This is a genomic window from Niveibacterium microcysteis (genome assembly GCF_017161445.1).
In the GTDB taxonomy this organism is placed as follows: domain Bacteria; phylum Pseudomonadota; class Gammaproteobacteria; order Burkholderiales; family Rhodocyclaceae; genus Niveibacterium; species Niveibacterium microcysteis.
The window spans coordinates 3,951,996-3,974,163 of sequence record NZ_CP071060.1; the positions used below are offsets into that span (position 1 = coordinate 3,951,996).

At 63.7% G+C, this 22,168-nt stretch carries 22 protein-coding genes; 15 read left to right on the top strand and 7 right to left on the bottom strand.

Annotated elements, in window-relative coordinates:
* Window positions 1-40: 40 nt before the first annotated feature.
* On the bottom strand, window positions 41-2,836 hold the full coding sequence (polA, locus tag JY500_RS17935) for a DNA polymerase I (RefSeq protein ID WP_206254037.1): 2,796 nt from the start codon (window positions 2,834-2,836) through the stop codon (window positions 41-43).
* Window positions 2,837-2,911: 75 nt separating this feature from the next.
* Here polA and JY500_RS17940 point away from each other — a divergent pair, with 75 nt between their 5' ends.
* The 9 genes from JY500_RS17940 (at window position 2,912) to JY500_RS17980 (ending at window position 8,761) form a co-directional block, all read left to right on the top strand.
* Window positions 2,912-3,640: an LOG family protein gene (locus JY500_RS17940; RefSeq protein WP_206254038.1), complete on the top strand. Its 729-nt coding sequence runs from the start codon at window positions 2,912-2,914 to the stop codon at window positions 3,638-3,640.
* Between the two features lie 10 nt (window positions 3,641-3,650).
* Window positions 3,651-3,992, top strand: a complete 342-nt coding sequence (locus tag JY500_RS17945) for a DUF2782 domain-containing protein (protein ID WP_172203232.1) — start codon at window positions 3,651-3,653, stop codon at window positions 3,990-3,992.
* A 39-nt stretch (window positions 3,993-4,031) separates the two neighbouring features.
* Window positions 4,032-4,976, top strand: coding sequence for a homoserine kinase (locus JY500_RS17950; protein ID WP_206254039.1), 945 nt, complete (start codon window positions 4,032-4,034; stop codon window positions 4,974-4,976).
* Window positions 4,977-5,063: 87 nt separating this feature from the next.
* Entirely contained in the window at window positions 5,064-5,801 is a 738-nt protein-coding gene (locus tag JY500_RS17955) for a BPSS1780 family membrane protein (protein ID WP_172203234.1), read from the top strand.
* 1 nt (window position 5,802) lies between these two features.
* Window positions 5,803-6,615 carry a BPSS1780 family membrane protein gene (locus tag JY500_RS17960; protein ID WP_172203235.1) on the top strand — a complete coding sequence of 271 codons (813 nt, stop codon included), beginning with the start codon at window positions 5,803-5,805 and terminating at the stop codon, window positions 6,613-6,615.
* Entirely contained in the window at window positions 6,599-7,291 is a 693-nt protein-coding gene (nadD, locus tag JY500_RS17965) for a nicotinate-nucleotide adenylyltransferase (protein ID WP_206254040.1), read from the top strand. Before JY500_RS17960 ends, nadD begins: the two co-directional genes overlap by 17 nt.
* The gene (gene rsfS / locus JY500_RS17970) at window positions 7,291-7,662 is read left to right on the top strand and encodes a ribosome silencing factor (protein WP_172203237.1); all 372 of its coding nucleotides are present in this window, start codon (window positions 7,291-7,293) and stop codon (window positions 7,660-7,662) included. The genes nadD and rsfS overlap by 1 nt, the downstream gene beginning before the upstream one ends.
* Window positions 7,662-8,132 (top strand): 23S rRNA (pseudouridine(1915)-N(3))-methyltransferase RlmH, encoded by a 471-nt coding sequence (gene rlmH / locus JY500_RS17975; RefSeq protein WP_206254041.1) that lies wholly within the window; start codon window positions 7,662-7,664, stop codon window positions 8,130-8,132. Before rsfS ends, rlmH begins: the two co-directional genes overlap by 1 nt.
* 17 nt (window positions 8,133-8,149) lie before the next feature.
* Entirely contained in the window at window positions 8,150-8,761 is a 612-nt protein-coding gene (locus JY500_RS17980; protein ID WP_206254042.1) for a Maf family protein, read from the top strand.
* A gap of 16 nt (window positions 8,762-8,777) precedes the next feature.
* Here the strand turns inward: JY500_RS17980 and JY500_RS17985 are convergent, their stop codons facing one another.
* From JY500_RS17985 to JY500_RS18000, 4 genes are all read right to left on the bottom strand, one after another.
* Window positions 8,778-10,337 (bottom strand): sensor domain-containing diguanylate cyclase, encoded by a 1,560-nt coding sequence (locus tag JY500_RS17985; protein WP_206254043.1) that lies wholly within the window; start codon window positions 10,335-10,337, stop codon window positions 8,778-8,780.
* On the bottom strand, window positions 10,337-10,777 hold the full coding sequence (locus JY500_RS17990) for a type 2 periplasmic-binding domain-containing protein (protein WP_206254044.1): 441 nt from the start codon (window positions 10,775-10,777) through the stop codon (window positions 10,337-10,339). Before JY500_RS17990 ends, JY500_RS17985 begins: the two co-directional genes overlap by 1 nt.
* 4 nt (window positions 10,778-10,781) lie before the next feature.
* On the bottom strand, window positions 10,782-12,023 hold the full coding sequence (locus JY500_RS17995; RefSeq protein ID WP_206254045.1) for a hypothetical protein: 1,242 nt from the start codon (window positions 12,021-12,023) through the stop codon (window positions 10,782-10,784).
* Window positions 12,024-12,101: 78 nt separating this feature from the next.
* Window positions 12,102-13,295, bottom strand: a complete 1,194-nt coding sequence (locus JY500_RS18000) for a BaiN/RdsA family NAD(P)/FAD-dependent oxidoreductase (RefSeq protein ID WP_206254046.1) — start codon at window positions 13,293-13,295, stop codon at window positions 12,102-12,104.
* Between the two features lie 154 nt (window positions 13,296-13,449).
* Between JY500_RS18000 and rng the strand changes: the two genes are divergently transcribed.
* The 3 genes from rng to JY500_RS18015 all read left to right on the top strand — a co-directional run bounded on the left by rng (window position 13,450) and on the right by JY500_RS18015 (window position 17,175).
* Complete coding sequence (gene rng / locus JY500_RS18005) at window positions 13,450-14,904, top strand: ribonuclease G (protein ID WP_172203244.1); 1,455 nt, start codon at window positions 13,450-13,452, stop codon at window positions 14,902-14,904.
* A 170-nt stretch (window positions 14,905-15,074) separates the two neighbouring features.
* Entirely contained in the window at window positions 15,075-16,271 is a 1,197-nt protein-coding gene (locus JY500_RS18010) for a tyrosine-type recombinase/integrase (RefSeq protein ID WP_206254047.1), read from the top strand.
* Between the two features lies 1 nt (window position 16,272).
* Complete coding sequence (locus tag JY500_RS18015; RefSeq protein ID WP_246479678.1) at window positions 16,273-17,175, top strand: DUF6387 family protein; 903 nt, start codon at window positions 16,273-16,275, stop codon at window positions 17,173-17,175.
* A 195-nt stretch (window positions 17,176-17,370) separates the two neighbouring features.
* Here the strand turns inward: JY500_RS18015 and JY500_RS18020 are convergent, their stop codons facing one another.
* Window positions 17,371-18,501, bottom strand: a complete 1,131-nt coding sequence (locus JY500_RS18020; RefSeq protein WP_206254049.1) for a hypothetical protein — start codon at window positions 18,499-18,501, stop codon at window positions 17,371-17,373.
* An 86-nt stretch (window positions 18,502-18,587) separates the two neighbouring features.
* On the opposite strand from JY500_RS18020, the gene JY500_RS18025 reads away from it, so the two are divergent.
* Window positions 18,588-19,115: a hypothetical protein gene (locus tag JY500_RS18025; RefSeq protein WP_206254050.1), complete on the top strand. Its 528-nt coding sequence runs from the start codon at window positions 18,588-18,590 to the stop codon at window positions 19,113-19,115.
* Window positions 19,116-19,331: 216 nt separating this feature from the next.
* Here JY500_RS18025 and JY500_RS18030 read toward each other — a convergent pair whose 3' ends face one another.
* Window positions 19,332-19,823: a hypothetical protein gene (locus JY500_RS18030; RefSeq protein ID WP_206254051.1), complete on the bottom strand. Its 492-nt coding sequence runs from the start codon at window positions 19,821-19,823 to the stop codon at window positions 19,332-19,334.
* A 243-nt stretch (window positions 19,824-20,066) separates the two neighbouring features.
* Here JY500_RS18030 and JY500_RS18035 point away from each other — a divergent pair, with 243 nt between their 5' ends.
* Together JY500_RS18035 and JY500_RS18040 are read left to right on the top strand one after the other, a co-directional pair.
* Complete coding sequence (locus tag JY500_RS18035) at window positions 20,067-21,035, top strand: DUF932 domain-containing protein (RefSeq protein ID WP_206254052.1); 969 nt, start codon at window positions 20,067-20,069, stop codon at window positions 21,033-21,035.
* Window positions 21,036-21,127: 92 nt separating this feature from the next.
* A complete protein-coding gene (locus JY500_RS18040; RefSeq protein ID WP_246479680.1) occupies window positions 21,128-22,153 on the top strand; it encodes a YqaJ viral recombinase family nuclease in 1,026 nt (341 codons plus the stop codon).
* Window positions 22,154-22,168: the final 15 nt, after the last annotated feature.

Below are 22,168 nucleotides of genomic sequence, written 5' to 3' on the forward strand. Positions count from 1 at the left end.
CCCAGTAGAGACGCGCCAGTTTTCCTTATCGCGCGAAGCGCTAGTGCGCTTCATCCCAGTTGGCGCCGGCACCGACTTCGACGACCAGCGGCACCTTCAGCGCGGCGGCGCCGCTCATCAGTTCCGCGAGCTTGGGCTTGACGGTATCGAGCTCGCCCTGCGGCACTTCGAGCACCAGTTCGTCGTGCACCTGCAGCAGGAGTTTGGATTGCAGCGTGCTGCCCTGCAGCCAGTCATACACCCGACGCATCGCGATCTTGACGATGTCGGCTGCCGTGCCTTGCATCGGCGCATTGATTGCGGCGCGCTCCGCGCCCTGACGACGACCGACCTGCGCGGCGCGGATCTCGGGCAGCATTAGACGGCGGCCAAACACCGTCTCGACATAGCCGTGGTCGCGCGCAAAGCGGCGGGTTTCTTCCATGTAACGCGCAACGCCGGGGTAGCGGGCGAAGTAGCGGTCGATGTAGGCCTGCGCGGCGCTGCGTTCGAGATCGAGCGCCTTCGCCAGCCCATGCGCACTCATGCCGTAGATGAGGCCGAAGTTGATCGCCTTGGCGTAACGACGCTGTTCGCTGGTGACTTCGGACGGCACGAGGCCGAACACCTCTGCGGCGGTGGCGCGGTGAACATCCAGCCCCTGTGCGAAGGCTTCGAGCAGGCCGGCATCGTCAGACAGGTGCGCCATGATGCGCAGCTCGATCTGCGAGTAGTCGGCCGACACGATGACGTTGCCCGGCGCCGCGATGAAGGCGGCGCGGATACGGCGACCTTCTTCGGTGCGCACCGGAATGTTCTGCAGGTTGGGTTCCGAGCTGGAGATGCGCCCGGTGACCGCACCGGCCTGCGAGAAGCTGGTATGCACCCGGCCGGTGTTCGGGTTCACCGAGCGCGGCAGTTTGTCGGTGTAGGTACTCTTGAGCTTCGCCATGCTGCGGTATTCGAGCAGCAGTTTGGGCAGCGGATAGTCGAGTGCCAGTTGTTGCAGCACTTCTTCGTCGGTCGAGGGCTGGCCGCCTGGGGTCTTCTTCAACACCGGCAGCTTCTCGCGCTCGAACAGGATCTCCTGGATCTGCTTGGGGCTGTTGAGGTTGAAGGGCTGCTTGGCGAGCGCGTGGGCTTCGGCCTCCAGCTCCAGCATGCGGCGGCCGAGCGTGTCGGATTGACGCAGCAGCAGGTCGCGGTCGATCAACACACCGTTGCGCTCCATCGCCCACAGCACTTCCATCGCCGGCATCTCGACCTCGCGGTAGAGCTTGGCCAGCGCCGCGTCGCTGCTGACGCGCGGCAACAGCACGTTGTGCACCCGCAGCGTGGCGTCGGCGTCTTCGGCGGCGTATTCGGTCGCCCGCGCGATCGCAACTTCGTGGAAGCCGATCTGGTTGGCGCCCTTGCCGCAGACATCGGTGTAACTCAGCGTATCGAGCATGCCCGCGTGGCGCTTGGCGAGCTGGTCGAGATCATGGCCCTTGTCGCTCTCCACCACGAAGGATTCGAGCAGCGTGTCGTGCTCGACGCCCCGCAAGCGGATGCCGTGGTTGGCCAGCACATGCATGTCGTACTTCAGGTTCTGGCCGAGCTTGCGGTGCGCATCGGATTCGAACCAGCCGCGCAGCTTCGCGAGCACCTCGTCGAGCGGCAGCTGGGCCGGCGCATCGGGATAGTGGTGCGTCAGCGGCAGGTAGGCCGCCTCGCCCTCCTTCACGCTGAAGCTCATGCCGACGAGGCGCGCGAGCATCGGGTCGAGGCTGTCGGTCTCGGTATCGAAAGCCGTCAGCGGCGCGGCACTGATCTTCGCCAACCAGGCGTCGAAGGTCGTCCAGTCGAGAATGGTGACGTAGCCCGCGCGATGCGCGCCCGCGTCATCCAGCAGCGACGCCTGCGCCGGCGCAGCTGCTGGTTCGGTATTTGCCTGTGCTGGGGATGAGTCTGCTGCCGTTGGGGCTTCGCCGCCCAGCGCGGCGCGCGCCTCCTTCAACCAGGTGCGGAACTGCAAGCGCTCGAACCATTCGGCCAGCGTCTCGTTCTGGCTGATGCCAAACGCCAGCTGATCGAGCGTCACCGGCAGTTCGCAATCGGTTTCGATCGTGACGAGCTTGCGGCCAAGCGGCAGGAAGTCCAGGTGCCTGCGCAAGTTGTCGCCGACCACGCCGCCGATCGCCCAGTCCTCCTTCTTGCCCTTGGCAACCTTTTGCTGCGCGGCAGCGACCACGCCATCGAGCGAGTCGAATTCAGACAGCCACTTCACCGCGGTCTTGGGGCCACACTTCTCGACGCCGGGCACGTTATCCACCGTGTCGCCGACCAGTGCGAGGTAGTCGATGATGCGTGTCGGCGGCACGCCGAACTTGGCGAGTACGCCAGCTTCGTCGAGCACCTCGTTGCTCATGGTGTTGACCAGCTTCACACGCGGCGTGACAAGCTGCGCCATGTCCTTGTCGCCGGTCGAGATCACCACATCGTAGCCGGCCGCTTCGCCGCGCCGCGCCAGCGTGCCGATCACGTCATCGGCCTCGATGCCTTCGACCATCACGATCGGCCAGCCCATCGCCTGCACGCAGGCGTGGATCGGCTCGATCTGCAGGCGCAGGTCGTCCGGCATCGGCGGGCGGTGCGCCTTGTAGTCGGGGTAGAGGTCTTCGCGGAAGGTCTTGCCCTTGGCATCAAAGACACAGGCAAGCCGGTCTGCCTTGTAGTCACCCAACAGCCGGCGTAGCATGTTCAGCACCCCGAACACCGCGCCAGTAGGCTCTCCGCGAGCATTTCGCATGTCCGGCATGGCATGGAATGCGCGGTACAGATAAGAGGATCCGTCGACCAGCAGAAGCGTCGGCATGGGTATTCAACCGGTGAGCGCGGCAGGTGTCGTGCCGGTACCGGCACCACATCGATCCTGCGACGAAAGACAAGAATGAGCGCGAAAGAGAAACTCCCGCCCGTAACCACCGCAACGCCCGGCACGCACAGCCAGATGGCGCGCGAGGCATGGCGGATCTTTGGAATTATGGCAGAGTTCGTCGAGGCGACTGAGCGTCTCGCACCGATCCGCCCGGCTGTCAGCATCTTCGGCAGCGCCCGCACCAAGCCGGACGATCCGTACTACGAAAAAGCTGAGAAGATCGCGCGCCTGCTGTCCGATTCCGGCTTCTCGGTGATCTCCGGCGGCGGCCCCGGCATCATGGAGGCGGCCAACAAGGGCGCCTACTTTGGCAAATCCCCCTCGGTCGGTCTCAACATCCAGTTGCCGATGGAGCAGCACGGCAACCCGTACCAGGACATCTCGCAGACCTTCCACCACTTCTTCGCGCGCAAGTACATGTTCGTGAAGTGCGCCAGCGCGTACGTGGTGATGCCCGGCGGCTTCGGCACACTGGACGAGCTGATGGAGGCGCTGACGCTGATCCAGACCGGCAAGAGCCGGCCGATCCCGGTGATCCTGGTGCACTCGCCGTTCTGGAAAGGACTGGTGGATTGGTTCCGCGAGCGCCTGGTGGCCGAGAAGATGGTTAACCCGGAAGACCTCGATCTGATCCAGGTGATCGACTCGCCCGAAGATGTGGTCGAGGCGATCTTCAAACACTACGAGCATCGCGGATTCGAGCCGCTACCCGGCGAACACGAGCTGATGCTCAACCTGTAAGAGGCGCACCATGTCCCACACACTCCGCAAGCTGTTCGTGATCGCGATGCTCGCCGCAGCACCGGTGGTCGCGCAGGACAAGCCGCCCAAGCTCGAACCGATTCCCGAACCGCCACCGCCGCCGGCTGGCGTCGTCGATACCGACGAAGCGCCGGAGGTCACCGTATCGACCCGTGGCGAGGACAAGATCGAGGAATACCGCATCAAGGGCCGGCTCTACATGATCAAGGTGACGCCCAAGGTCGGCAAACCCTACTACCTCGTCGACCACAAGGGCGATGGCGTATTCGCGCGCGCCGACGACAACGAGCGCAGCCTGTCGGTCCCGATGTGGCTGATCAAGTCCTGGTAACTGGCAGGTCGGCAGCTCGCTGCCGCCCGCGTTGAAACGATGTCCGTCTTCACACCCGTCACTCCGGAACAGATGCGCGACTGGCTCGCCGGCTATGCCGTCGGCCGCTTGGCCGAGCTGCGTGGCATCGAAGCCGGTGTGCAGAACAGCAACTTCTTCGTCACGACCACGCTCGGCCGCTACGTGCTGACGCTGTTCGAAAGCGTGCCGCGCGCCGAACTGCCGTACTACCTGCACCTGATGGCGCACCTTGCCCGACATGGCCTGCCGGTGCCGGCGCCAATCGCCAACCGCGACAACGATTACCTCGGCACCCTCGCCGGCCGCCCGGCCGTGATGGTGACGCGCCTTGCCGGCCGCTCAGAGATGGCGCCCAGCGTGGCGCAGTGCGAGCGGCTCGGGGCGATGCTCGCCGGGCTGCATCTGGCCGGCATGTCCTACGGCCGCCGGCAGGACAACTCGCGCGGCCCGGCCTGGCGCGAGCGTGCGGCGGCGGCGGTCTTGCCGCAACTCGCACCGGGCGACCGCGCCCTGCTGGAAGCCGAACTGATCGTGCAGCGCGGGCTCGATGAACTCGACCTGCCCGTCGGCACGATCCATGCAGATCTGTTCCGCGACAACGTGTTGTGGGATGGCGAGCATGTCGGCGGCGTGATCGACTTCTATTTCGCCTGTACCGACGCGCTGCTGTTCGACGTGGCCGTCACCCTCAACGACTGGTGCGGTCGAACAGACGGCACGCTGGACCCGGCGCGCGCCAACGCCTTCCTGCTCGCCTACCATGCCGACCGGCCCTTCACCCGTGCCGAACGCGAAGCCTGGCCGGCGATGCTGCGGCGTGCCGCGCTGCGCTTCTGGCTCTCGCGGCTGGAAGATTTCCACCGCCCGCGCGAAGGCGAAATGGTGCTGGTGAAGAACCCGGATGAATTCCGCGAGATCCTGCGCACACGCATCGCCCAACCGGGTGCGGTGCGCCTGCCGTGAGCGGCCGCCGCAGGCCGCCAACCCGGAAAGCCCCGCGCATTTGGTAGGATCCGCATCCCGCCGCCCCGATCGCACGACCCACCCGCCATGCATGCTCATAACCTCCCCACCCCGGCCCAAGTCCCGGCCAGCAGCGCGCTGAGCTGGTTCCGCGAAGGCTGGCGCCTGTTTATGGCGCACCCGGCCGTGTGGTCCGTGATGGGCGCTGCGACCTTCCTGGTGCTCGCAATCGCCGTTTGGCTGCCGCTGATCGGCCGCGTGCTCGCGATGGTGGTGCTGCAGGTGCTGGCAGGCGGCATGGTCGCCGCGGCCCATCATTCGCGCGAAACCGGCACGCTGAAGATCAACGAGCTGTGGGACGGCCTGCGCCAGCATGCGGCCAATCTGGCGATGATCGGGGTGCTGCAGGGCATCGCGCTGACCGCAGCCGGCATCCTGACCTTCATCACCAGCCTGGTCCTTGCGCTGCTGCTCGACATCACCGGCCTGGCCGGCTTCGACTGGATCACGCTGGCGCTGAGTTGGGTCGCGGACATCTTCGTATCCTTCGTCGTCGTGATGGGCATGCTGCTGGCGCTGTGGTTCGCCCCGGCGCTGGTGATGCTCAACCGCGCCTCGCCCTTCGATGCGATGCGCCTGTCGTTCCGCGCCGCCTTGCACAACACCGGCGCAAGCGCACTGGTCGGCGCAGTGCTGGTGCTCGGCGTGCCGCTGGCGATCACGCTGAGTTTCGGTTTCGGCATCGTCGTCGTGATTCCGCTCGTCGCCACGACGATCTACGCCTCCTGGCGCGACGTGTTCGCCAGCACCGGCGCGGAGGCCTGAGATGCAGGCGCACAAGCTGCCCGCCTCGCATGGCTGGGCCTGGGTCAAGGCCGGCTTCGCGCTGTACCGGCGCAATCCGTTCGCACTGGCGGCCAACGTGATGCTGATGTGGCTGGTGCTGATGTTCGCCGGCATGCTGCTGGTGCCACTGCTGGTCACGGTGCTGCCCGAATCGGTTGCGCCGTGGATCGCGCAGGCCCCCCTCGCGCTGCTGCTGCCGGCCTTGTCGGTCGGCGTATTCAATGTCTGCCGCACGATCGAGCAAGGCGATCCGGTGCTCCCGTTTTCGCTGTTCTCAGGCTTTCAGCGCAATCTGCGCGAGCTGGTGGTGCTCGGCCTGATCTACTACGTCGGCAGCCTGCTTGCGCTGGCGATCACCACCGCATGGGACGGCGGCATGCTGATCGACGTGATGCAGGGCCGCCGCAAGCTCGACGACCCGGCGCTCGATGCCGATGCCCTGATGCGCTCCGCACTGATGCTGATGGGGCTGACGATGCCGGTGATGATGGCCAACTGGTTCGCGCCACTGCTGACCGCCTGGCGCAAGGTGCCCCCGGTCAAGGCCGCGTTCTTCAGCTTCGTCGCGTTCTGGCGCAACTTCGCGGCGTTCTTCGTTTTCGGGCTCGCCGTTGCGCTGGTGCTGTGGCTAATCCCCGGCGTGATCGGCGCGGTGCTCGCGATGGCCTCGCCGTCGCTCGGCGCTTCGATCGCGATGATGTTGCCGATGCTGCTGATCCCCGGCCTGTACGGGGCGTTCTACGTCAACGCGCTGGAAGTCTTCCCGGGCCTGCAGGATGGTCCGCTCGCCTGAGCTCGCGCCGCTCGGCATCCTCGGCGGCACCTTCGACCCGATCCACTTCGGCCACCTGAGGCTTGCCGAAGAGGCCCGCCAGCAGCTGAGGCTCGCCCGAGTACGCCTGATTCCGGCTGGCCGCCCCGCCCACCGCGGCGCGCCCGGCGCGCGAGCGGAACAACGCCTGGCGATGACGCAGCTGGCCGCCGCCGGCAACGCTACGCTGGAAGTCGATGCCGCGGAGGTCCTCAGCAACGCACCGAGCTACACCGTACCGACACTGGAACGCCTGCGCCGCGAACTGGGCGCACAGCAACCGCTTGTGTTGCTGCTGGGGGCTGACGCCTTCGCCGGCCTGCCGACCTGGCATCGCTGGCGCAGCCTGTTCGAGCTTGCCCACATTGCCGTCGCAACCCGGCCCGGCCATTCGCTCGACACCCACGCGCTGCCGCCCGAGCTGGCGGCCGTGTGCGACGAACGAAGCACCGATGCAAGCGCGCTGGCGACGTCGCCAGCCGGCTGCATCCTGCGTTTCCCGATCACCCCGCTCGACATTTCAGCCACCGCCATCCGCAGCGCCTGCGCGCGCCTAGAGAGCCCGCGCTACCTGTTGCCGGATGGGGTTGTCGACTATATTGCCCAGCACCGCCTCTATCGCGAGGCGCCCTGCGAACCGGAGGAAGAACCGTCCTGATGAATATCGCCAAGCTTGAAAAAGTGGTCGTCGACGCCCTTGAAGACATCAAGGCCAAAGATATCGACGTCATCAATACCACCCGCCTCACCTCGCTGTTTGACCGCATCGTGATCGCGAGTGGCGATTCCAACCGCCAGACCAAGGCGCTCGCCCGGCATGTGCAGGACAAGGTCCGCGAAGCCGGTGGCGAAGTGATCAGCGTCGAAGGCGAACAGACCGGCGAATGGGTGCTGGTCGACCTCGGCGACATCGTCGTGCACGTGATGCAGCCTGCCGTACGCAGCTACTACAACCTGGAAGAGATCTGGTCGCATACGCCGGTTCGCCGCCGCCCGCATGCGGCCGAGGCGCACGGCGAAGCGCTCTGATGCGGCTCGCGATCGTCGCCGTCGGCACCCGCATGCCGGGCTGGGTCGATGAGGCCTTCGGCGACTTCGCCAAGCGCATGCCGCGTGAATGCACGCTCGATCTGGTCGAAGTCAAGGCCGAACCGCGCAGCGGTGGCAAGACCGCCGAGCAGATGATGGCCGCCGAAGCCGAGCGCATCCGCGCCGCACTGCCGCCGCGCGCACGGCTGGTGATCCTCGACGAGCGCGGCGAAGACCTGAGCACCAAGTCACTCGCGCAACGGCTGGAGCGCTGGCTGGGTGCGGGTGACGATGTTGCGCTGGTGATCGGCGGGCCGGACGGGCTCGACCCGACACTCAAACAGGCGGCACACGAGAAGATCCGCCTTTCATCGCTGACCCTGCCGCACGCGATGGTGCGTGTGCTGCTGGCCGAGGCGCTGTACCGCGCCTGGAGCGTGACGAAGAACCACCCTTACCACCGCGAGTGAGCGGCAGAATCGCCCGCATGTTGCCACCCAGAATCTACCTCGCCTCCCGCAGCCCGCGCCGCCGCGAGCTGCTGCACCAGATCGGCGTCGCGTTCGACACGCTGCTGTTCCGCGCCCCCCCGCGCGAAGACGCCGACGTGGCCGAAGATGTGCTACCCGGCGAGCACCCCGACGCCTACGTGGTCCGCGTTGCCCGCGCCAAGGCGCAGGGCGGCTGGGCGCGGCTCGCCTGGCGCAATCTGGTGCCACGGCCGGTGCTGTCCGCCGATACCACGATCGACCTCGACGGCGAGATCATCGGCAAGCCGGCCGACGAGGCCGATGCCGCGGCGATCCTGCGTCGCCTCGCCGGCCGCAGCCATCGTGTGCTGACCGCGATCGCGATGGCGGACGGGCAACGCATCGATCACCGGCTCTCGGTCAGCGAAGTGCGTTTCGGCGAGCTGAGCGACGAGGACATCCGGCGCTATGTGAGCAGTGGCGAGCCGATGGACAAGGCGGGCGCCTACGGCATACAGGGTCGTGCGGGCGCATTCATCGCTGAGATCCGCGGCTCCTACACCGGCATCGTCGGCCTGCCGCTGCACGAAACCGCGCAGCTGCTGCGCGAGTTCGGCTACCCGGCCTGACGCACCCGCTGCGGCATCACTCCGCGTAAAGCCGCACTGCGTTGCGGCCTTCCTTCTTGGCGCCGTACATCGCAGCATCGGCACGCCGCATCAGTTCATCCGGCGCACTCGTTGCCGCGTAGGTCATCGCCACGCCGATGCTGGCCCCCACCGCTACGTCGGCTCCGCTGTCGAGCGTGATCGGCGCCAGCACCGCTTCGCGTACCTTGTTCAGGATCGCGGTCGCGGCGTCCGCTTCGGTCACGCCGTCGAGCAGCAGCACGAATTCGTCGCCGCCCGGCCGCGCTACCGTGTCGGTGCGGCGCACCGCCCGCTCCAGCCTTTGCGCCACAACGCGCAACACATGGTCACCCGCGTCGTGTCCGTGCGTGTCGTTGATCTGTTTGAACCAGTCGAGGTCGATCATGGCGAGCGCGAAGCCGCGCGCCGGGTCGCGGGTGTGTTCGGCGAGCATGTTGGCGAGGCGACGGTTGAGGCCGAGGCGGTTCATCGCGCCGGTCAGGCTGTCGGTAATCGCCAGTTCCTGTGCGGCCTCCTCGGCGCGCTTGCGGTCCGAAATGTCGTTCGCAAGCCCCTGCAGGGCGCCGCCGCCGGCCGGTGTCAGCACGATCTGGATCCAGCGCTGCAGGCCGCTCTCTTCCGTCAGCACGAAGTCTTCGGAGACCGAGCGCTGGCGCTCGATGCAACGCGCCCGCAGCGCGTCGAGCGGCACCGCCAGCGAAGGCAGCAACTCGCCCAGCGTGGGGCTTTCGTGTGGTGATTGCGGCCCGCCCAGCACCCGCACACAGGCGGGATTCCACGATTGCAGGCGGCCATCGCCGGTCAGCGTGAACAGCCCGGTTTCGGCATTCTCGAAGATCAGGCGCATGCGCTGTTCATCCAGCTCGCGCTGCTCGCGCAGACTGCGCTCGGTGCGGATCAGCCCCGAGAACCCGGCGATCAGCGCGTTGGTGTCGCGCACCAGCCGCCCCAGCTCATCGTCGTCATGACCACGCGGCGTGGGGATCTGCCCACCTTCCTTGCCTTCGATGCGGTGCAGGCTGTCGGAGATCCGGCGGATCGGCCAGGTCACGAAGGCGCTGACCGCCATCAGCGCCGCCAGCACCACCGCCAGCATCTGCCCGCCCATCAGTGCGGCGACCCGCCAGGCGCGTTCGTAGGACACGTCGCGGATCAGCGCTTCGCTGGGTTCCACACGGATCTCGCAGATCGATTCGCTCTCGGAAAACGGCGAATGCACCGGGCGGCTCAGGTAGTCGGCACCGGATGGCGGGCCGCCGGCCTCGGCAATCGCCGTGTTCGCCACCCGTACATCGGCCCGCCGGATATAGGGGTTCTTGACCAGGCCCTCAAGCGCCTGTTTCGCCAGCACGCGGTCGTCGACGAAACACGCCGTGCTGACGGTGCCTTCCACTGCGTCGATCAGCGCGATGCTCTGCCGCTGCATGGCCTCGCGCTCTTGCGCACGGACGAAGGGCAGCGCGGCCAGCGCAAACGCGATGCCCACTACGCCGCCAACCAACAGGATGATCGCGGTGGTGCGCAGACCGAGGTTGCGACGGATGAGACGCAGCATCACTTGTCCCCCAGCTCGAACACGATGCGCACACGGGCATCCGAGCGCGAGCGTTCGACGTAGCCGATACCGCCCGGATTGCGCTGCACCAGCGACAGGACTTCCTCGGTCGTCTCCGCCTGCACCGGCGGCGAAGCCTGGCCGGAGAAGGTGAGCCGCGCCCAGTAGGCACGCACCTCGCTCAGATCGCGCGACAGCAGCCGTTGGTAGAACTGCTGTTTCTCCTGCCCGGAACTGGTCAGCAGGTCGATCGGGCGCGCAGCGGTGCCATCCGGCAGTTTGCGCAACCGCCCCATGTAGAGATTGATCACGTCGTCGCGGGTGAGGCGCGCGACGGCGCAGCCTGGGTTGACCACCACCACGAGGTCCAGCGCCCATGCGCTCCCGGCCGGCCACAGCAGGCTCAGGAGACACAGCGCGGCGAGGCGGATCGCGACCATGGCGTCAGAACACGAAATCGAGCACGGCGCTCAGCACCGTGGTTTTGAAAGCGTCCCCGGGGGCCGCGTCGTTGAACCACAGCACGATGCTGTGCGTGCCGTGGATGCGTTCGGCCTGCAGCTTCAGCGCGATGTGGCTCGACAGATCCCAGCGTGTGCCCAGCCCAACCGTCTGCAGGTTGTTGAGGTTGGATTCAAACATCTTGCCGACGGCGTTCTCCAGCGGCGCAAGCATTGGCCACGGTGGTAGACCCGATACCGGGTGGCTGTCCGGCGAGCGCGCACCCGATAACAGCAGATATGGCGTCAGCGCACCGACGCGATAGCCCAGGAGGGCGAAGCCCGCGTAGTACGGCGGGAGCGCATCGCTATCGGAACGAAAATAGCTGCCAGCCAATTGCGCCTGAAGCGCACCTTGCTGGTAGCCCAGCGAAGCGGACAGGTAGCCGAAGTGCTTGCCCTCCACCGACAGGCGGTCGGCCAGCTCGGGGCCGCCGGGAATGCCACCGTTGCGAAGCGCGTCGTGGATATCGGGGAAGGGAAAATCATGTGCGACGCGGATTTGGGTGTAGCCCAGCCGCGCGGTCCACGGCTCACCCTGGTATTCGAGGTAGGCGCCTACGAGTGGCGAATCGGCCAGATCGAATACCGCGCCCTGCGCGTCCGCCACCGCCTTGCCCACCGCCAGCCCGGCATAAGCCTTGAATTTCAGCGCATCGGCCCCGAGCGGCCAGATGTAGCTGACATCAAGGCCGTCAAGCGACTGCATCGGAATGCCGCCGTAGTAGTCCGGCGCGGGACGAACCGGCAGGTAGGAATAGCCAATGTTGGTCGAGTCGGCGAGCGGATAGACATCGAGCCCAAGGCGCCCGCCCCGCAGGGTCAGCGCCGCGTCCGGCGAATAGCTGAGGAAGCCCCAGCTCAGTTCGGGGCGCCACGAGCCATCGTAGCGGTAGCGCGACAGCGCCTGTACCACCGCTTCCCAATCGGCGCCGAGCTGGTAGTTGAACTGCACGCCAATCCGCGTATCGACGTTTGCCGCCCCAGCCCCGCCCGCCACACCGGTTGGTGCCTGCGTCACGTCGCGGCGATACTCGATGCCGTCGGCGCTGGCCCAGGTGCCGCCCAGCGTGCCAAAGCCGGCCAGCCGCCAAGGTCGGTCCGGGGACTCGTCCGCCCGTACGGCGACGCCGCTCGCGAGGCATAAGGCCGCGAGGACCACGCGGGTTTTCAGGACAGCGCTCACCAGCCCCCTCCGGAGTGCGCCGGGCATGCGCCGGCACTGAGGGTTAACGGCTGCCCGCTGCAGCGGCTTGAGGGCTGATCAGGCCGCCATGCCGGCGCTGTAGCCGCTCGCCCAGGCCCACTGGAAGTTGTAGCCGCCGAGCCAGCCGGTGACGTCCATCACCTCGCCAACGAAGAAAAGCCCGGGCACCGCCTTGGCCATCATCGTCTTCTGGTCCAGCGCGCGGGTGTCGACGCCGCCCGCCGTCACCTCCGCCTTGCGGTAGCCCTCCGAGCCTGCCGGCACCAGCTGCCACGCGTTCAGGCGCTGCGCCAGCTCGCGCAGTGTGCGATCCGGCATATCGGCCAGCGGCCGGCCGGCGTAGCCACTGGCGGCGGCCCAGTGTTCCGCAAGGCGGCGCGGCAGCCACTGCGCCAGGGCGTTCTGCAGCTGCTGCTTGTTCCCTGGCTTGGCGGCCAGCAGCGCTTCGGCAAGATCGGTGTCGGGCGCGAGATTCAGCGTGATCGCCTCACCCGGGCTCCAGAACGACGAAATCTGCAGGATCGCGGGGCCAGACAGACCGCGATGGGTGAACAGCAGATCCTCGCGAAAATGCCCACGCCGCTTGCCGCTGCCGCCGGAGACCTCCACCTCAAGCGACACCCCGGAGAGCTCGGCAAAAGGCGCCCAGTCAGCTGCGGCGAAGGTCAGCGGCACCAGAGCGGCGCGCAGCGGCACAAGGGGCAGATCGAACTGCTTCGCCAGCCGGAAGCCGAAATCGGTGGCCCCGATCTTCGGTATCGAAAGTCCGCCAGTCGCCACCACCAGCGATGCCACCTCGATGCGGCCCAGGCTGGTCTCCAGACTGAAGCCAGCCTCGTCCCGCGCCACCTCGCCGACGCGGCAAGGCCGACGCCAGGCCACGCCACCGGCGGCGCATTCCGCCACCAGCAGGTCGATGATTTGCTGTGCGCTGTCGTCACAGAACAGCTGGCCCTTGTGCTTCTCGTGCCAGCGCACGCCATGGCGTTCGATGAGGTCGAGGAAGTCGCGCGGCGTATAGCGTGACAGCGCCGAGCGGCAGAAATGCGGGTTGTCCGACAGGTAGTTGGCAGGCCCGGCCTGCAGGTTGGTGAAATTGCAGCGCCCGCCGCCGGAGATGCGGATCTTTTCGGCCAGGTGCTCGGCGTGGTCGATCAGCACGACCCTCCGGCCGCGTTGCCCTGCAACCGCCGCGGCCATCATGCCGGCCGCGCCGGCGCCAATTACCGCCACATCGAACTGTTCTGCCATGCCGCACTCCAACGAGAGCGCGAGATCTTACCGGGCTGGCAGCAGGCCGGGCGGTTAGAATGAAAGCGCAACCCGGGTCCGCGGCGCCGCCGGTGTGCGATGCGGGAGCACCTCCGCAAGGGGATGCTCCCGCATCACACTTCGAAGCGTCACCATGAGCGAATCATTCCTGATCAATTTCACGCCGCAGGAAACCCGGGTCGCGATGCTGCTGAACGGCGTCGTGCAGGAACTGCATATCGAGCGCGAACACTCGCGCGGCTTTGTTGGCAACGTCTATCTGGGTCGCGTGGTCCGGGTGCTGCCCGGCATGCAATCGGCCTTCATCGACATCGGCCTCGAACGCACCGCCTTCCTGCATGTGGCGGACATCTGGTTCGATCGCCACGCCGGTGAAGTGCAGCGGCCGATCGAAAAGATCCTGCACGAAGGGCAGAACCTCGTCGTCCAGGTACTGAAAGATCCGATCGGCACCAAGGGCGCACGGCTATCGACGCAGATCAGCATCGCCGGGCGTCTGCTCGTCTATCTGCCGCAGGAAAAGCACATCGGCATCTCGCAGCGGATCGAGAGCGAAGAAGGCCGCCTCGCGCTGCGCGAACGCCTGCACCAGCTGGTACCGGCCGACGAGACCGGTGGCTTCATCGTACGCACGATGGCCGAACGTGCGAGCAACGAAGAGCTTGGTGCCGACATCGCGTACCTGCGCAAGATCTGGAGCGAGATCAAGAGTCGCTCGGTCGGCGCACATCCGCCGCTGGCGCTGTACCACGATCTCAACCTCGCCCAGCGCGTGCTGCGCGACCTGGTGACGCCCGAGACCGAGAAGATCGTCATCGACTCGCGCGAGAACTTCCAGAAGCTCAACGCCTTCGCCAGCGAGTACATGCCGCAAGTGGTGTCGTTGCTCGACCACTACACCGGCGAACGCACGCTGTTCGACCTGCACGGCGTCGAAGACGAGATCCAGAAGGCGCTGTCGCGCCGCGTGGATCTGAAGAGCGGCGGCTACCTGATCATCGACCAGACCGAGGCGCTCACAACGATTGACGTCAACACCGGCGGTTTTGTCGGCGCACGCACCTTCGACGACACGGTGTTCAAGACCAACCTCGAGGCGACGCTCGCGATCGCTCGCCAACTGCGGCTGCGCAACCTCGGCGGCATCATCCTGATCGATTTCATCGACATGGAAAGCGACGAGCATCGCGCGGCGGTGCTGGCCGAGCTCAACAAGGCGCTGTCGCGCGACCACACCAAGGTGTCGGTCGGTGGCTTCACCTCGCTGGGCCTCGTCGAGATGACGCGCAAGCGCACCCGCGAATCGCTCGCGCACATCCTGTGCGAGCCCTGCCCCACCTGCAGCGGCCGCGGCGAGATCAAGACGTCGCGCACCGTGGCTTACGAAATCCTGCGCGAACTGGTGCGCGAGGCACGCCAGTTCAACGCCAAGGAATACCGCGTGCTGGCCGCCCCTTCGGTGATCGACCTGTTCCTCGACGAAGAGTCGCAGGCACTCGCGATGCTGTCGGACTTCATCGGCAAGCCGATCTCGCTGCAAGCGGAAACCAGCTACAACCCCGAGCAGTTCGACATTGTTCTGCTGTAGATTAATTCGTGGTTAACCCCAGCCACAAGAACTGGATAAATCGTAGCGCTATCAATATCTTGCCGATTCCGATGTTGATACCCATGCATCCCCGTACAATGCCAACCACCTAATATCGGGTAGCCAAATGGGTAGCCAACAGAGGGCGCCCGAACGGTGGCGAGGAATGCATGGCGAAGGTCCAATCGAACCAACTAACCGACGTACAGCTGCGGCAGTGGGTGCGCGCTGGAGCACCTGTCGCGAAATCTGATGGCGGCGGACTGACTTTCACGCTGTCCGCCAGCGGGGCGGCAACCTGGATTCTCAGATTCAGGCACAGCGGACGCAGACAAGAGGTCACCTTGGGTCGGTACCCGGACCTCACACTTGCTGCGGCCCGCTTAATGGCTACCAAGAGGCGCCTCGCTCTTGCCGAAGGCATCAACCCCGCAGATGAGATTCGACGCGCCAAAGCACACCGAGACTGGACAGTTCGCGAACTCATCCACGACTATCGCGAACTGGTCCTCACACATCTCGCAGAGAGCACCCAGGCCAGCTACGGCAGGAACCTGAAACGCATAGAGAACGGCATGGGCGCCATGTCAGTCCAGTCCGTCACACCGCTGGATGTCGTCGCCCAGATCGAGCGAGTCAAGGCTGGGTGGGTCGAACTCTTCACCCTTTGGTGCGCGCTTCGCGGTATCTTTAAACATGCCGCAGGGAAGCGACTGATCGTGACAAATCCGTGTGCGGGCATTCAACTCGACGCCATTATCGGCAAGCGCCCCGAGAAGCGTGTGCGCTTGATGCTCTCCGACGACGAACTGCGCGTTCTGATGAACGCACAGATGAAGGAAGAGAACCTTCTGGCGATTCGCATTCTGCTCGCAACCGGCGTTCGGATCTCAGAACTTAACTCTGCGCTCAGCGAAAACGTCTTCCTTGATGAAGGCCGCTGGCATATCCCTAGCAGCAAAACAGGTGCTGCCATCGACATTCCTTTACCGCCACCAGTAATCGCGTGGTTCAAAACCTTGATCGACATTGCCGGGAATTCGGCATACGTTCTGCCGGCGCACTCAAACGCGAGGCGTGCGCAGTTCGGAGGCGACACGCACCGCGCAAAGGACTCAATCCGAGAGGCCATCGACTACTGGATTGAGCGACATTCGCCGGCCATCAGGCGCTTCACACCTCACGATCTGAGAAGCACTATGAAGAGCCACCTGCGACAACTTGGAGTACCAAGGGACATCTCTGAGATGTGTCTGAACCACAAGCAGCCAGGCGTAGAAGGTATCTATGACAAGCACACCTACTTTCAAGAACGCCTCGCAGCACTGACAACGTGGACCGAAAAACTCACGAAATTTCAGAGCTAATATGCCGCCATTCAAGGGGGACGATGAGATCGACCCCATCGAATACTGTCGCCGCAGAGGCTTCGAGCCTTGTCGTTACGATAACTGCGCCACTTGGGACCTTGATGCATGGCGGCACGCACTTCATCGCAGGCGACTTGCTAGTGCCAGACTGCACCGCGCCATGGAGAACGAAGAGAAACACAAAGACGACGACAAAAACACGGAATGGTCAAAGGTAGCAATAGCCAACGTGATCAAAGAGGTGGAGTCGTTCTTCATAGACCCCGCCGCACAGAACAGCGAGGCAAAGCGTATGGAGCCGTCCGATTCGAGAGAGAGGCAAGGCGTACGCGACCGCACTGTGCTCGACGAGTTGATCAGCTCCGACAGAGTCTCAAGCGATGCGTTCTCTTCTTGGGAAGAGTTACGCGTTGTATGGCAAAACGAAGACCTGGACAACCCATCTGCGGCAATCAGGGCAGCAGCGGCTGACACCGGAATCGATCTAGATCGCGGCCTTTACGATCTTGATAATCGCCCCCTATGGCAAACCGAGCCTTTGAATGGCACGCCAGATTTCTTTGTCTCAGTCTCTTTGGGCAAACCAGACACAGAACTGGTGCGTGACTTCAAAGCTTGGCTGAAACATACAAGGCGGGAATCAGGGTTCTTGGCCGCAAACGCTCCGATCTCGGCCAACTTGTTGGAAAAATGGCACGACAACTCGGTTCTTGCCTATATCGACCTCTCTCTATATGCCAAGGCCTCATGCCTCAGGATTACTAATGAGAAGATGGCTGAGCTTCTCTTTCACAACAGGCTCGAATCCGTTTCTGATACCGACAAGCTCCGGACAACAAAGAAGTATGCACAAGTCATTATGAAGGACACATACTTCAGCTCGATGCGCCACGTCGCATAGCGACTCAATATCGCGGCCTTGAAAGAGTCGCGAGCAAGAACCTCCTGCTCCGTCGCGAGAGGCATCGACTTTCCAACGCCGTACTTACATCCCTAGATGCTTACGCAGGGCTGTCCTACTAGTTGTTATTTCTTTGCCGTACCACTGGCAACCAATGGCTCGCCTCGGGCATAGGCGCCCAGTAGTGAACCGCATTCAGTCGTGTCGGGACGTTCGTCCAATGAATGCGAGCTCAAGCAGGGTATCGCGGTAGGCGCCAGGGCAATCTCGAAAGGCCAGCCGAGCTCGATCACAAACGTTGCTCAAGTATTCGACGCGCTCCAGCAGCACGCGCTGAAGGTCAGGCCGCTTTGGTCGATCTGGTGTAAGTGCAGCTGCGGAGACGAAATCGATGACCAGCGCCATGCACCTCGCAAGGATGAGACTACGTTGCAGCGCCTTGGCGCCGGAAAGGCCTCCAATGAGATTGGCGCCAGCGTTGATGTCCAATATGTCGCTGCCCGACGACCACTTTTTGATCCTCGCTTCGTCAGGCAGCGGTTTGTTTGCCTTGAGCCGCTTGCTGCTCAGCTTTCCAAGCATTTCGTCGTAGGTCTGGGCCCGAACTTTTGGATGTTCCTTTATGAAATCGAGCCAGTTGCCGAACGGGTGTTTCTTGGGGTGGAACAGCCGACGAAGGCGGTACGACCAGTCCGATCGATGCCTCGTGTTGATGACCAGACATCCAAAGACTGCTGCGCTCAAGAGCCGGTCAACGAAACGAGATTCGGCTGGCGGCAGAGGAATGCCAGCCAGGGTCCACCAGACGTCGCAGCCGGAATCCCAAACGTAGTCGTTGGGAAGGAACAGCATTCCTCTGCGCGTCAGACCACGGAACATGCGAAAGAACAGCGATTCGGGGAATGCATTGAAGGTGGATAAGCGCGAAGGAAGTAGCGGGGTACCGTCTCGGCCGACGATCGGCTCGTCGAGCGCAGATAGCTCGATGTCGAGCAGATCGGCGATCGCACGTTTCACGCGCCGTGACATGGCATGCAAGCCGCGTTTGTGGTTTTCAAGGTCGCGATAGAGCGATTCTCCGTAGAGCGAACGCTGGCGAAGCTCGTCACGGATGTAGGCGTTGAAACTGCGGGAAGAAGTGATGAGGCGAAAGAGGAAGTCGTCTCGCGGCATGCCGCGCTGTCCTGGCTCTAGCCCGAGGTACGGCTTGAACAACCTCATCGGCCTGACGATCTCCAGCGGCCAAAAAGGTTCTTGTTCAACGAACAACTCAACGCCCCAAGAGGGGAGTGCAGCGATCGGATCTGTGGTGGTCAAGTTTTCCATTTCACGGAACCTGTAGCGTGCGTGGTCCCGCCAGCATTCCGGTGTCGCGACCCATTGGCTCGCAACCACAGCAAAGGAGTGTCAGGTTGGACAAGCAACATATTCGTGAGACCGACATGGTCTTGCTTGAAGCGCATCGCGTTAACGCCGCGATTGACCTTGAAGAGCATTTCCTCAGAACGCAGCTCGACGCGTTTGTGAATCGTACCGGCTCACCGGCCGTCGCAGCACTGCTGGAGGATCTTGCAGCGGATTTGCGTGAGTACCGCGCCTTTGACGGTCGTCTCGATATGGCCGACCACTATCGGGAGCAGTTACGGTTGGCCATACATGCGCTGGACGTCATGGGCTTCGTCATGTACGTGGCAACGCATACCGTTTCGTTCAGCGCCAGCACAGAGGATCAGATTGCCGGCTATCCACACTTGATAAAGGCGGTCCAGGTGGTCACCGTGGACAAGGCGTGCAAGTCCCTTCGAATCCCGTTTCACTACGCGCTCAAAACCTGGAAGTCTCCGGAACTTCCGTCTTCTGGGCAAGTGCGGATGTATGTGCCGCGGACCTACCGCATCGAGTCCTACTTGGCACGCATCGGTGAAGGCGGTGAGGCATGAGCGTGAAATTTGGTGACCAGACCGAATATCCGGACTGGCCGGAGTCATTCAAAGGGTATGGAGATGGACCTTTCCCGGATTTCAATGGAGGGCCAGATCCAGCGGAGGTCGTCGCGTGGCAAAAGAAGAAGGGTGCGACTGTAAGCGAGGTGTGTAAGTACTTCGGTCTATCGCGGGTGCAAGTAGTTCGAGTGCTGCATGAGCGGCTCGACTTTGTCACACGGTTGAAGATTCCTGGCGATCTTGCTCTGGAGCACGACGGAAGCTAATCCCTCTGTGCGTCGGTGTATCGTGATTCCAGATATTTTCGGCCACATATAACTCTGCTGAAGCGGAAGGAGGCGTCGCCCTCAAGGCGATTTCCCCCTCGCTGATCAACCCATCTTCAGGGGAGTTAATATGCATACAGTGTGTCCAATCTGTTTCTCGGAGCGAGTCATCACGCTCAATCGCGCACGCCGTGTTGGCGGTGCTGTCGGTCTTGCCGGTGGCACCATAGGCGGCGCCGCTAGCGTGCTGTCTGGTGCTCGCACAGGCATGGCGATCGGCGCCATCGTTGGCCCACCTGGCATGTGGGCAGGCGGTCTCGTTGGTGCGTTGGTTGCAGCCTGCGTTGGGGGTGCAACCGGTGGTGTTGCCGGTGCCCAACTCGGCGAAGTCGTCGACGAGCGCATCCTCGACAACTACCGCTGCGTTGCGTGCGGCCATGCCTTCAGTGTTCGATGCTTGTCTTAATCGGACGCGAGGCCATTCATTGCTAGTTCCCTCCGCGCAGACCGCGCAGAGGTGTATCTGTGCGTTCGTTGTTGATTGACGGCATCCAGCCGCAGTCCTAGCGACTTAAGCCTTACCTCATCCCAGTTCCATTCAACCGCTCCCGTTCTGCCGTCCAACGACGGCGGAAGGGCTGCGCTCGTTTGTTCGATCCATTACTTTGAAAGGATGCCCACCATGGCCCATCTCGTACAACAAATGGCTTACGTCGGCGACGTTCCCTGGCATGGCCTCGGCAATGCGCTACCCGCCCAGCAACCCATCGACATTTGGCAACGCGAAGCCGGCATGGCCTGGACGATTGAAGAATCCCCCGTCCGTTACATGGCCGACAGCATCGGCAGTCTTGGCACCATTCATTCCTTCCCAGAGCAGAAAGTCCTGTACCGCTCGGACACGAAGGAAGCCCTGTCGGTGGTCTCGCAGCGCTACCAAGTCGTTCAACCGCGGGAAGTGCTGGAGTTCTACCGTGATCTCACCGAAGTCTCGGGCTATGAACTCGAAACTGCCGGCGTCTTGAAGGGCGGTCGCAAGTTCTGGGCGTTGGCCCGCACAGGACAATCCGTTGCGTTGAAGGGCAAGGATCAGGTGAATGGGTATCTGCTGCTCGCCACAAGTTGCGACGGCACGCTCGCCACGACCGCCACGCCGACCACCATCCGCGTGGTCTGCAACAACACCCTCACGATCGCCGTCAATGGCGCGACCCAAGCGATCAAGGTTCCGCACAGCACCCGATTCGACGCCCAATCGGTCAAGCAGCAGCTCGGGATCGCCGTGGGTCACTGGGACAGCTTCATGTACCGCATGCGCATCCTCGCCGAGCGCAAGGTCAAGTCCCATGAAGCGATGGCTTACTTCCTGCGCGTGCTCTGCGAAACCCAGCCGGGCAACGCTGAGCCGCAAGGCTTGGCGAACGAACGTGCGTTAAAGCGTGTCCAGGCCCTCTACGACGGCGCTGGACGTGGCGCGGAGCTTGATGCCGCCAAAGGCACGGCTTGGGGTCTGCTTAACGCGGTCACCGAGTACGTCGACCACGAACGCCGTGCCCGCAGCACCGAATATCGGCTCGATTCCGCCTGGTTCGGTCAAGGGGCAGCCGTGAAGCAACGGGCACTGGAAACCGCACTGCAACTGGCAGCGTAGTTCCGGTGTCGTTCGTGCCACCGAGCTGGCCCCATTCTTTCCACCATCCCAAGCCCCCGTGATCGGCTGATGCCATCCGGGGGCCTTTTACTTTGGAGGCCGCTATGGCTCAACCCATCAATGTAGATGCTTCACTCAGTCACGCCCGCAAGCGTCCTGCGCTGCGTCTGGTTCCCACCGTCGATCTGCCGCGCGAAGACTGGCTTGAAGTGCGCAAGCGCGGTATCGGCGGGTCTGATGCTGCAGCAGCGGTCGGACTCAACCCCTACAAGAGCGCACTGGAACTGTGGCTGGAGAAAACCGGCCGTGATGAACAGTTGCCGAAGATCGATCCCCACGACGAGGAGTCGCCCACCTACTGGGGCAACATCCTCGAACCCATCGTGGCGGCGCACTACACCAAGCGCACCGGCCGGCGCGTTCGCAAACTCAACGCCGTCTTGCAGCATCCCGATCCCGCCTTACCCTGGATGCTCGCCAACATCGATCGTGAAGTCACCGGCAGTGCAGAGGTTCAGATCCTCGAATGCAAAACCGCAGGGATCAATGGCGCGAAGCTCTGGCGGGATGGCGTGCCGGAATATGTGCAGCTCCAGGTGCAACACCAACTCGCCGTCACCGGCAAACACGCGGCGGATGTGGCCGTCCTCATCGGTGGTCAGACGCTGGAAATTCACCGCATTCAACGTGACGACACTCTCATCGAGCGGCTGATCAAACTGGAAGCGCAGTTCTGGCAGTACGTTGTGACCGACACGCCACCACCGGCTGACGGCTCCGAATCCGCTGAGACGGCTTTGCGTCGTCTCTTCCCGCAGGACTTCGGTGCCGTGCTGGATTTTCGGGACGACCGCACCCTGTCATCGGTCTTCTCCGATCTGCAGCAAGTCCGAGAAACCGTGGCGCAGCACGAGAAGCTCGAATCGCAGTTGAAGCAACGCATCCAGCAAGCGATGGGAGAGGCGAGTACAGCCTTGTTTGAGACCGGACGCGTGACCTGGAAGCGATCCAAGGACAGCGCGAGTTTTGACCTGACGCGCCTGCTCGCAGATCACCCCGAATACGCCCAAACCTACGCGAGCACCAAGGCGGGCAGTCGGCGTTTTCTGGTGGCCTGAACGCCACCCAGCAAC

Excerpts from the sequence above, each read along its gene's own strand:
- JY500_RS17980 (WP_206254042.1), top strand. The coding sequence starts at position 8,150 with ATGTTGCCACCCAGAATCTACCTCGCCTCCCGCAGCCCGCGCCGCCGC.
- JY500_RS17945 (WP_172203232.1), top strand. The coding sequence starts at position 3,651 with ATGTCCCACACACTCCGCAAGCTGTTCGTGATCGCGATGCTCGCCGCA.
- JY500_RS18015 (WP_246479678.1), top strand. The coding sequence starts at position 16,273 with ATGCCGCCATTCAAGGGGGACGATGAGATCGACCCCATCGAATACTGT.
- JY500_RS18000 (WP_206254046.1), bottom strand. The coding sequence starts at position 13,295 with ATGGCAGAACAGTTCGATGTGGCGGTAATTGGCGCCGGCGCGGCCGGC.
- rsfS (WP_172203237.1), top strand. The coding sequence starts at position 7,291 with ATGAATATCGCCAAGCTTGAAAAAGTGGTCGTCGACGCCCTTGAAGAC.
- nadD (WP_206254040.1), top strand. The coding sequence starts at position 6,599 with ATGGTCCGCTCGCCTGAGCTCGCGCCGCTCGGCATCCTCGGCGGCACC.
- JY500_RS17950 (WP_206254039.1), top strand. The coding sequence starts at position 4,032 with ATGTCCGTCTTCACACCCGTCACTCCGGAACAGATGCGCGACTGGCTC.
- JY500_RS17990 (WP_206254044.1), bottom strand. The coding sequence starts at position 10,777 with ATGGTCGCGATCCGCCTCGCCGCGCTGTGTCTCCTGAGCCTGCTGTGG.
- JY500_RS18010 (WP_206254047.1), top strand. The coding sequence starts at position 15,075 with ATGGCGAAGGTCCAATCGAACCAACTAACCGACGTACAGCTGCGGCAG.
- rlmH (WP_206254041.1), top strand. The coding sequence starts at position 7,662 with ATGCGGCTCGCGATCGTCGCCGTCGGCACCCGCATGCCGGGCTGGGTC.
- JY500_RS18020 (WP_206254049.1), bottom strand. The coding sequence starts at position 18,501 with ATGGAAAACTTGACCACCACAGATCCGATCGCTGCACTCCCCTCTTGG.
- JY500_RS17960 (WP_172203235.1), top strand. The coding sequence starts at position 5,803 with ATGCAGGCGCACAAGCTGCCCGCCTCGCATGGCTGGGCCTGGGTCAAG.
- JY500_RS17940 (WP_206254038.1), top strand. The coding sequence starts at position 2,912 with ATGAGCGCGAAAGAGAAACTCCCGCCCGTAACCACCGCAACGCCCGGC.
- JY500_RS18035 (WP_206254052.1), top strand. The coding sequence starts at position 20,067 with ATGGCCCATCTCGTACAACAAATGGCTTACGTCGGCGACGTTCCCTGG.
- JY500_RS17985 (WP_206254043.1), bottom strand. The coding sequence starts at position 10,337 with ATGCTGCGTCTCATCCGTCGCAACCTCGGTCTGCGCACCACCGCGATC.
- JY500_RS17955 (WP_172203234.1), top strand. The coding sequence starts at position 5,064 with ATGCATGCTCATAACCTCCCCACCCCGGCCCAAGTCCCGGCCAGCAGC.
- JY500_RS18030 (WP_206254051.1), bottom strand. The coding sequence starts at position 19,823 with ATGGCCGCACGCAACGCAGCGGTAGTTGTCGAGGATGCGCTCGTCGAC.
- polA (WP_206254037.1), bottom strand. The coding sequence starts at position 2,836 with ATGCCGACGCTTCTGCTGGTCGACGGATCCTCTTATCTGTACCGCGCA.
- rng (WP_172203244.1), top strand. The coding sequence starts at position 13,450 with ATGAGCGAATCATTCCTGATCAATTTCACGCCGCAGGAAACCCGGGTC.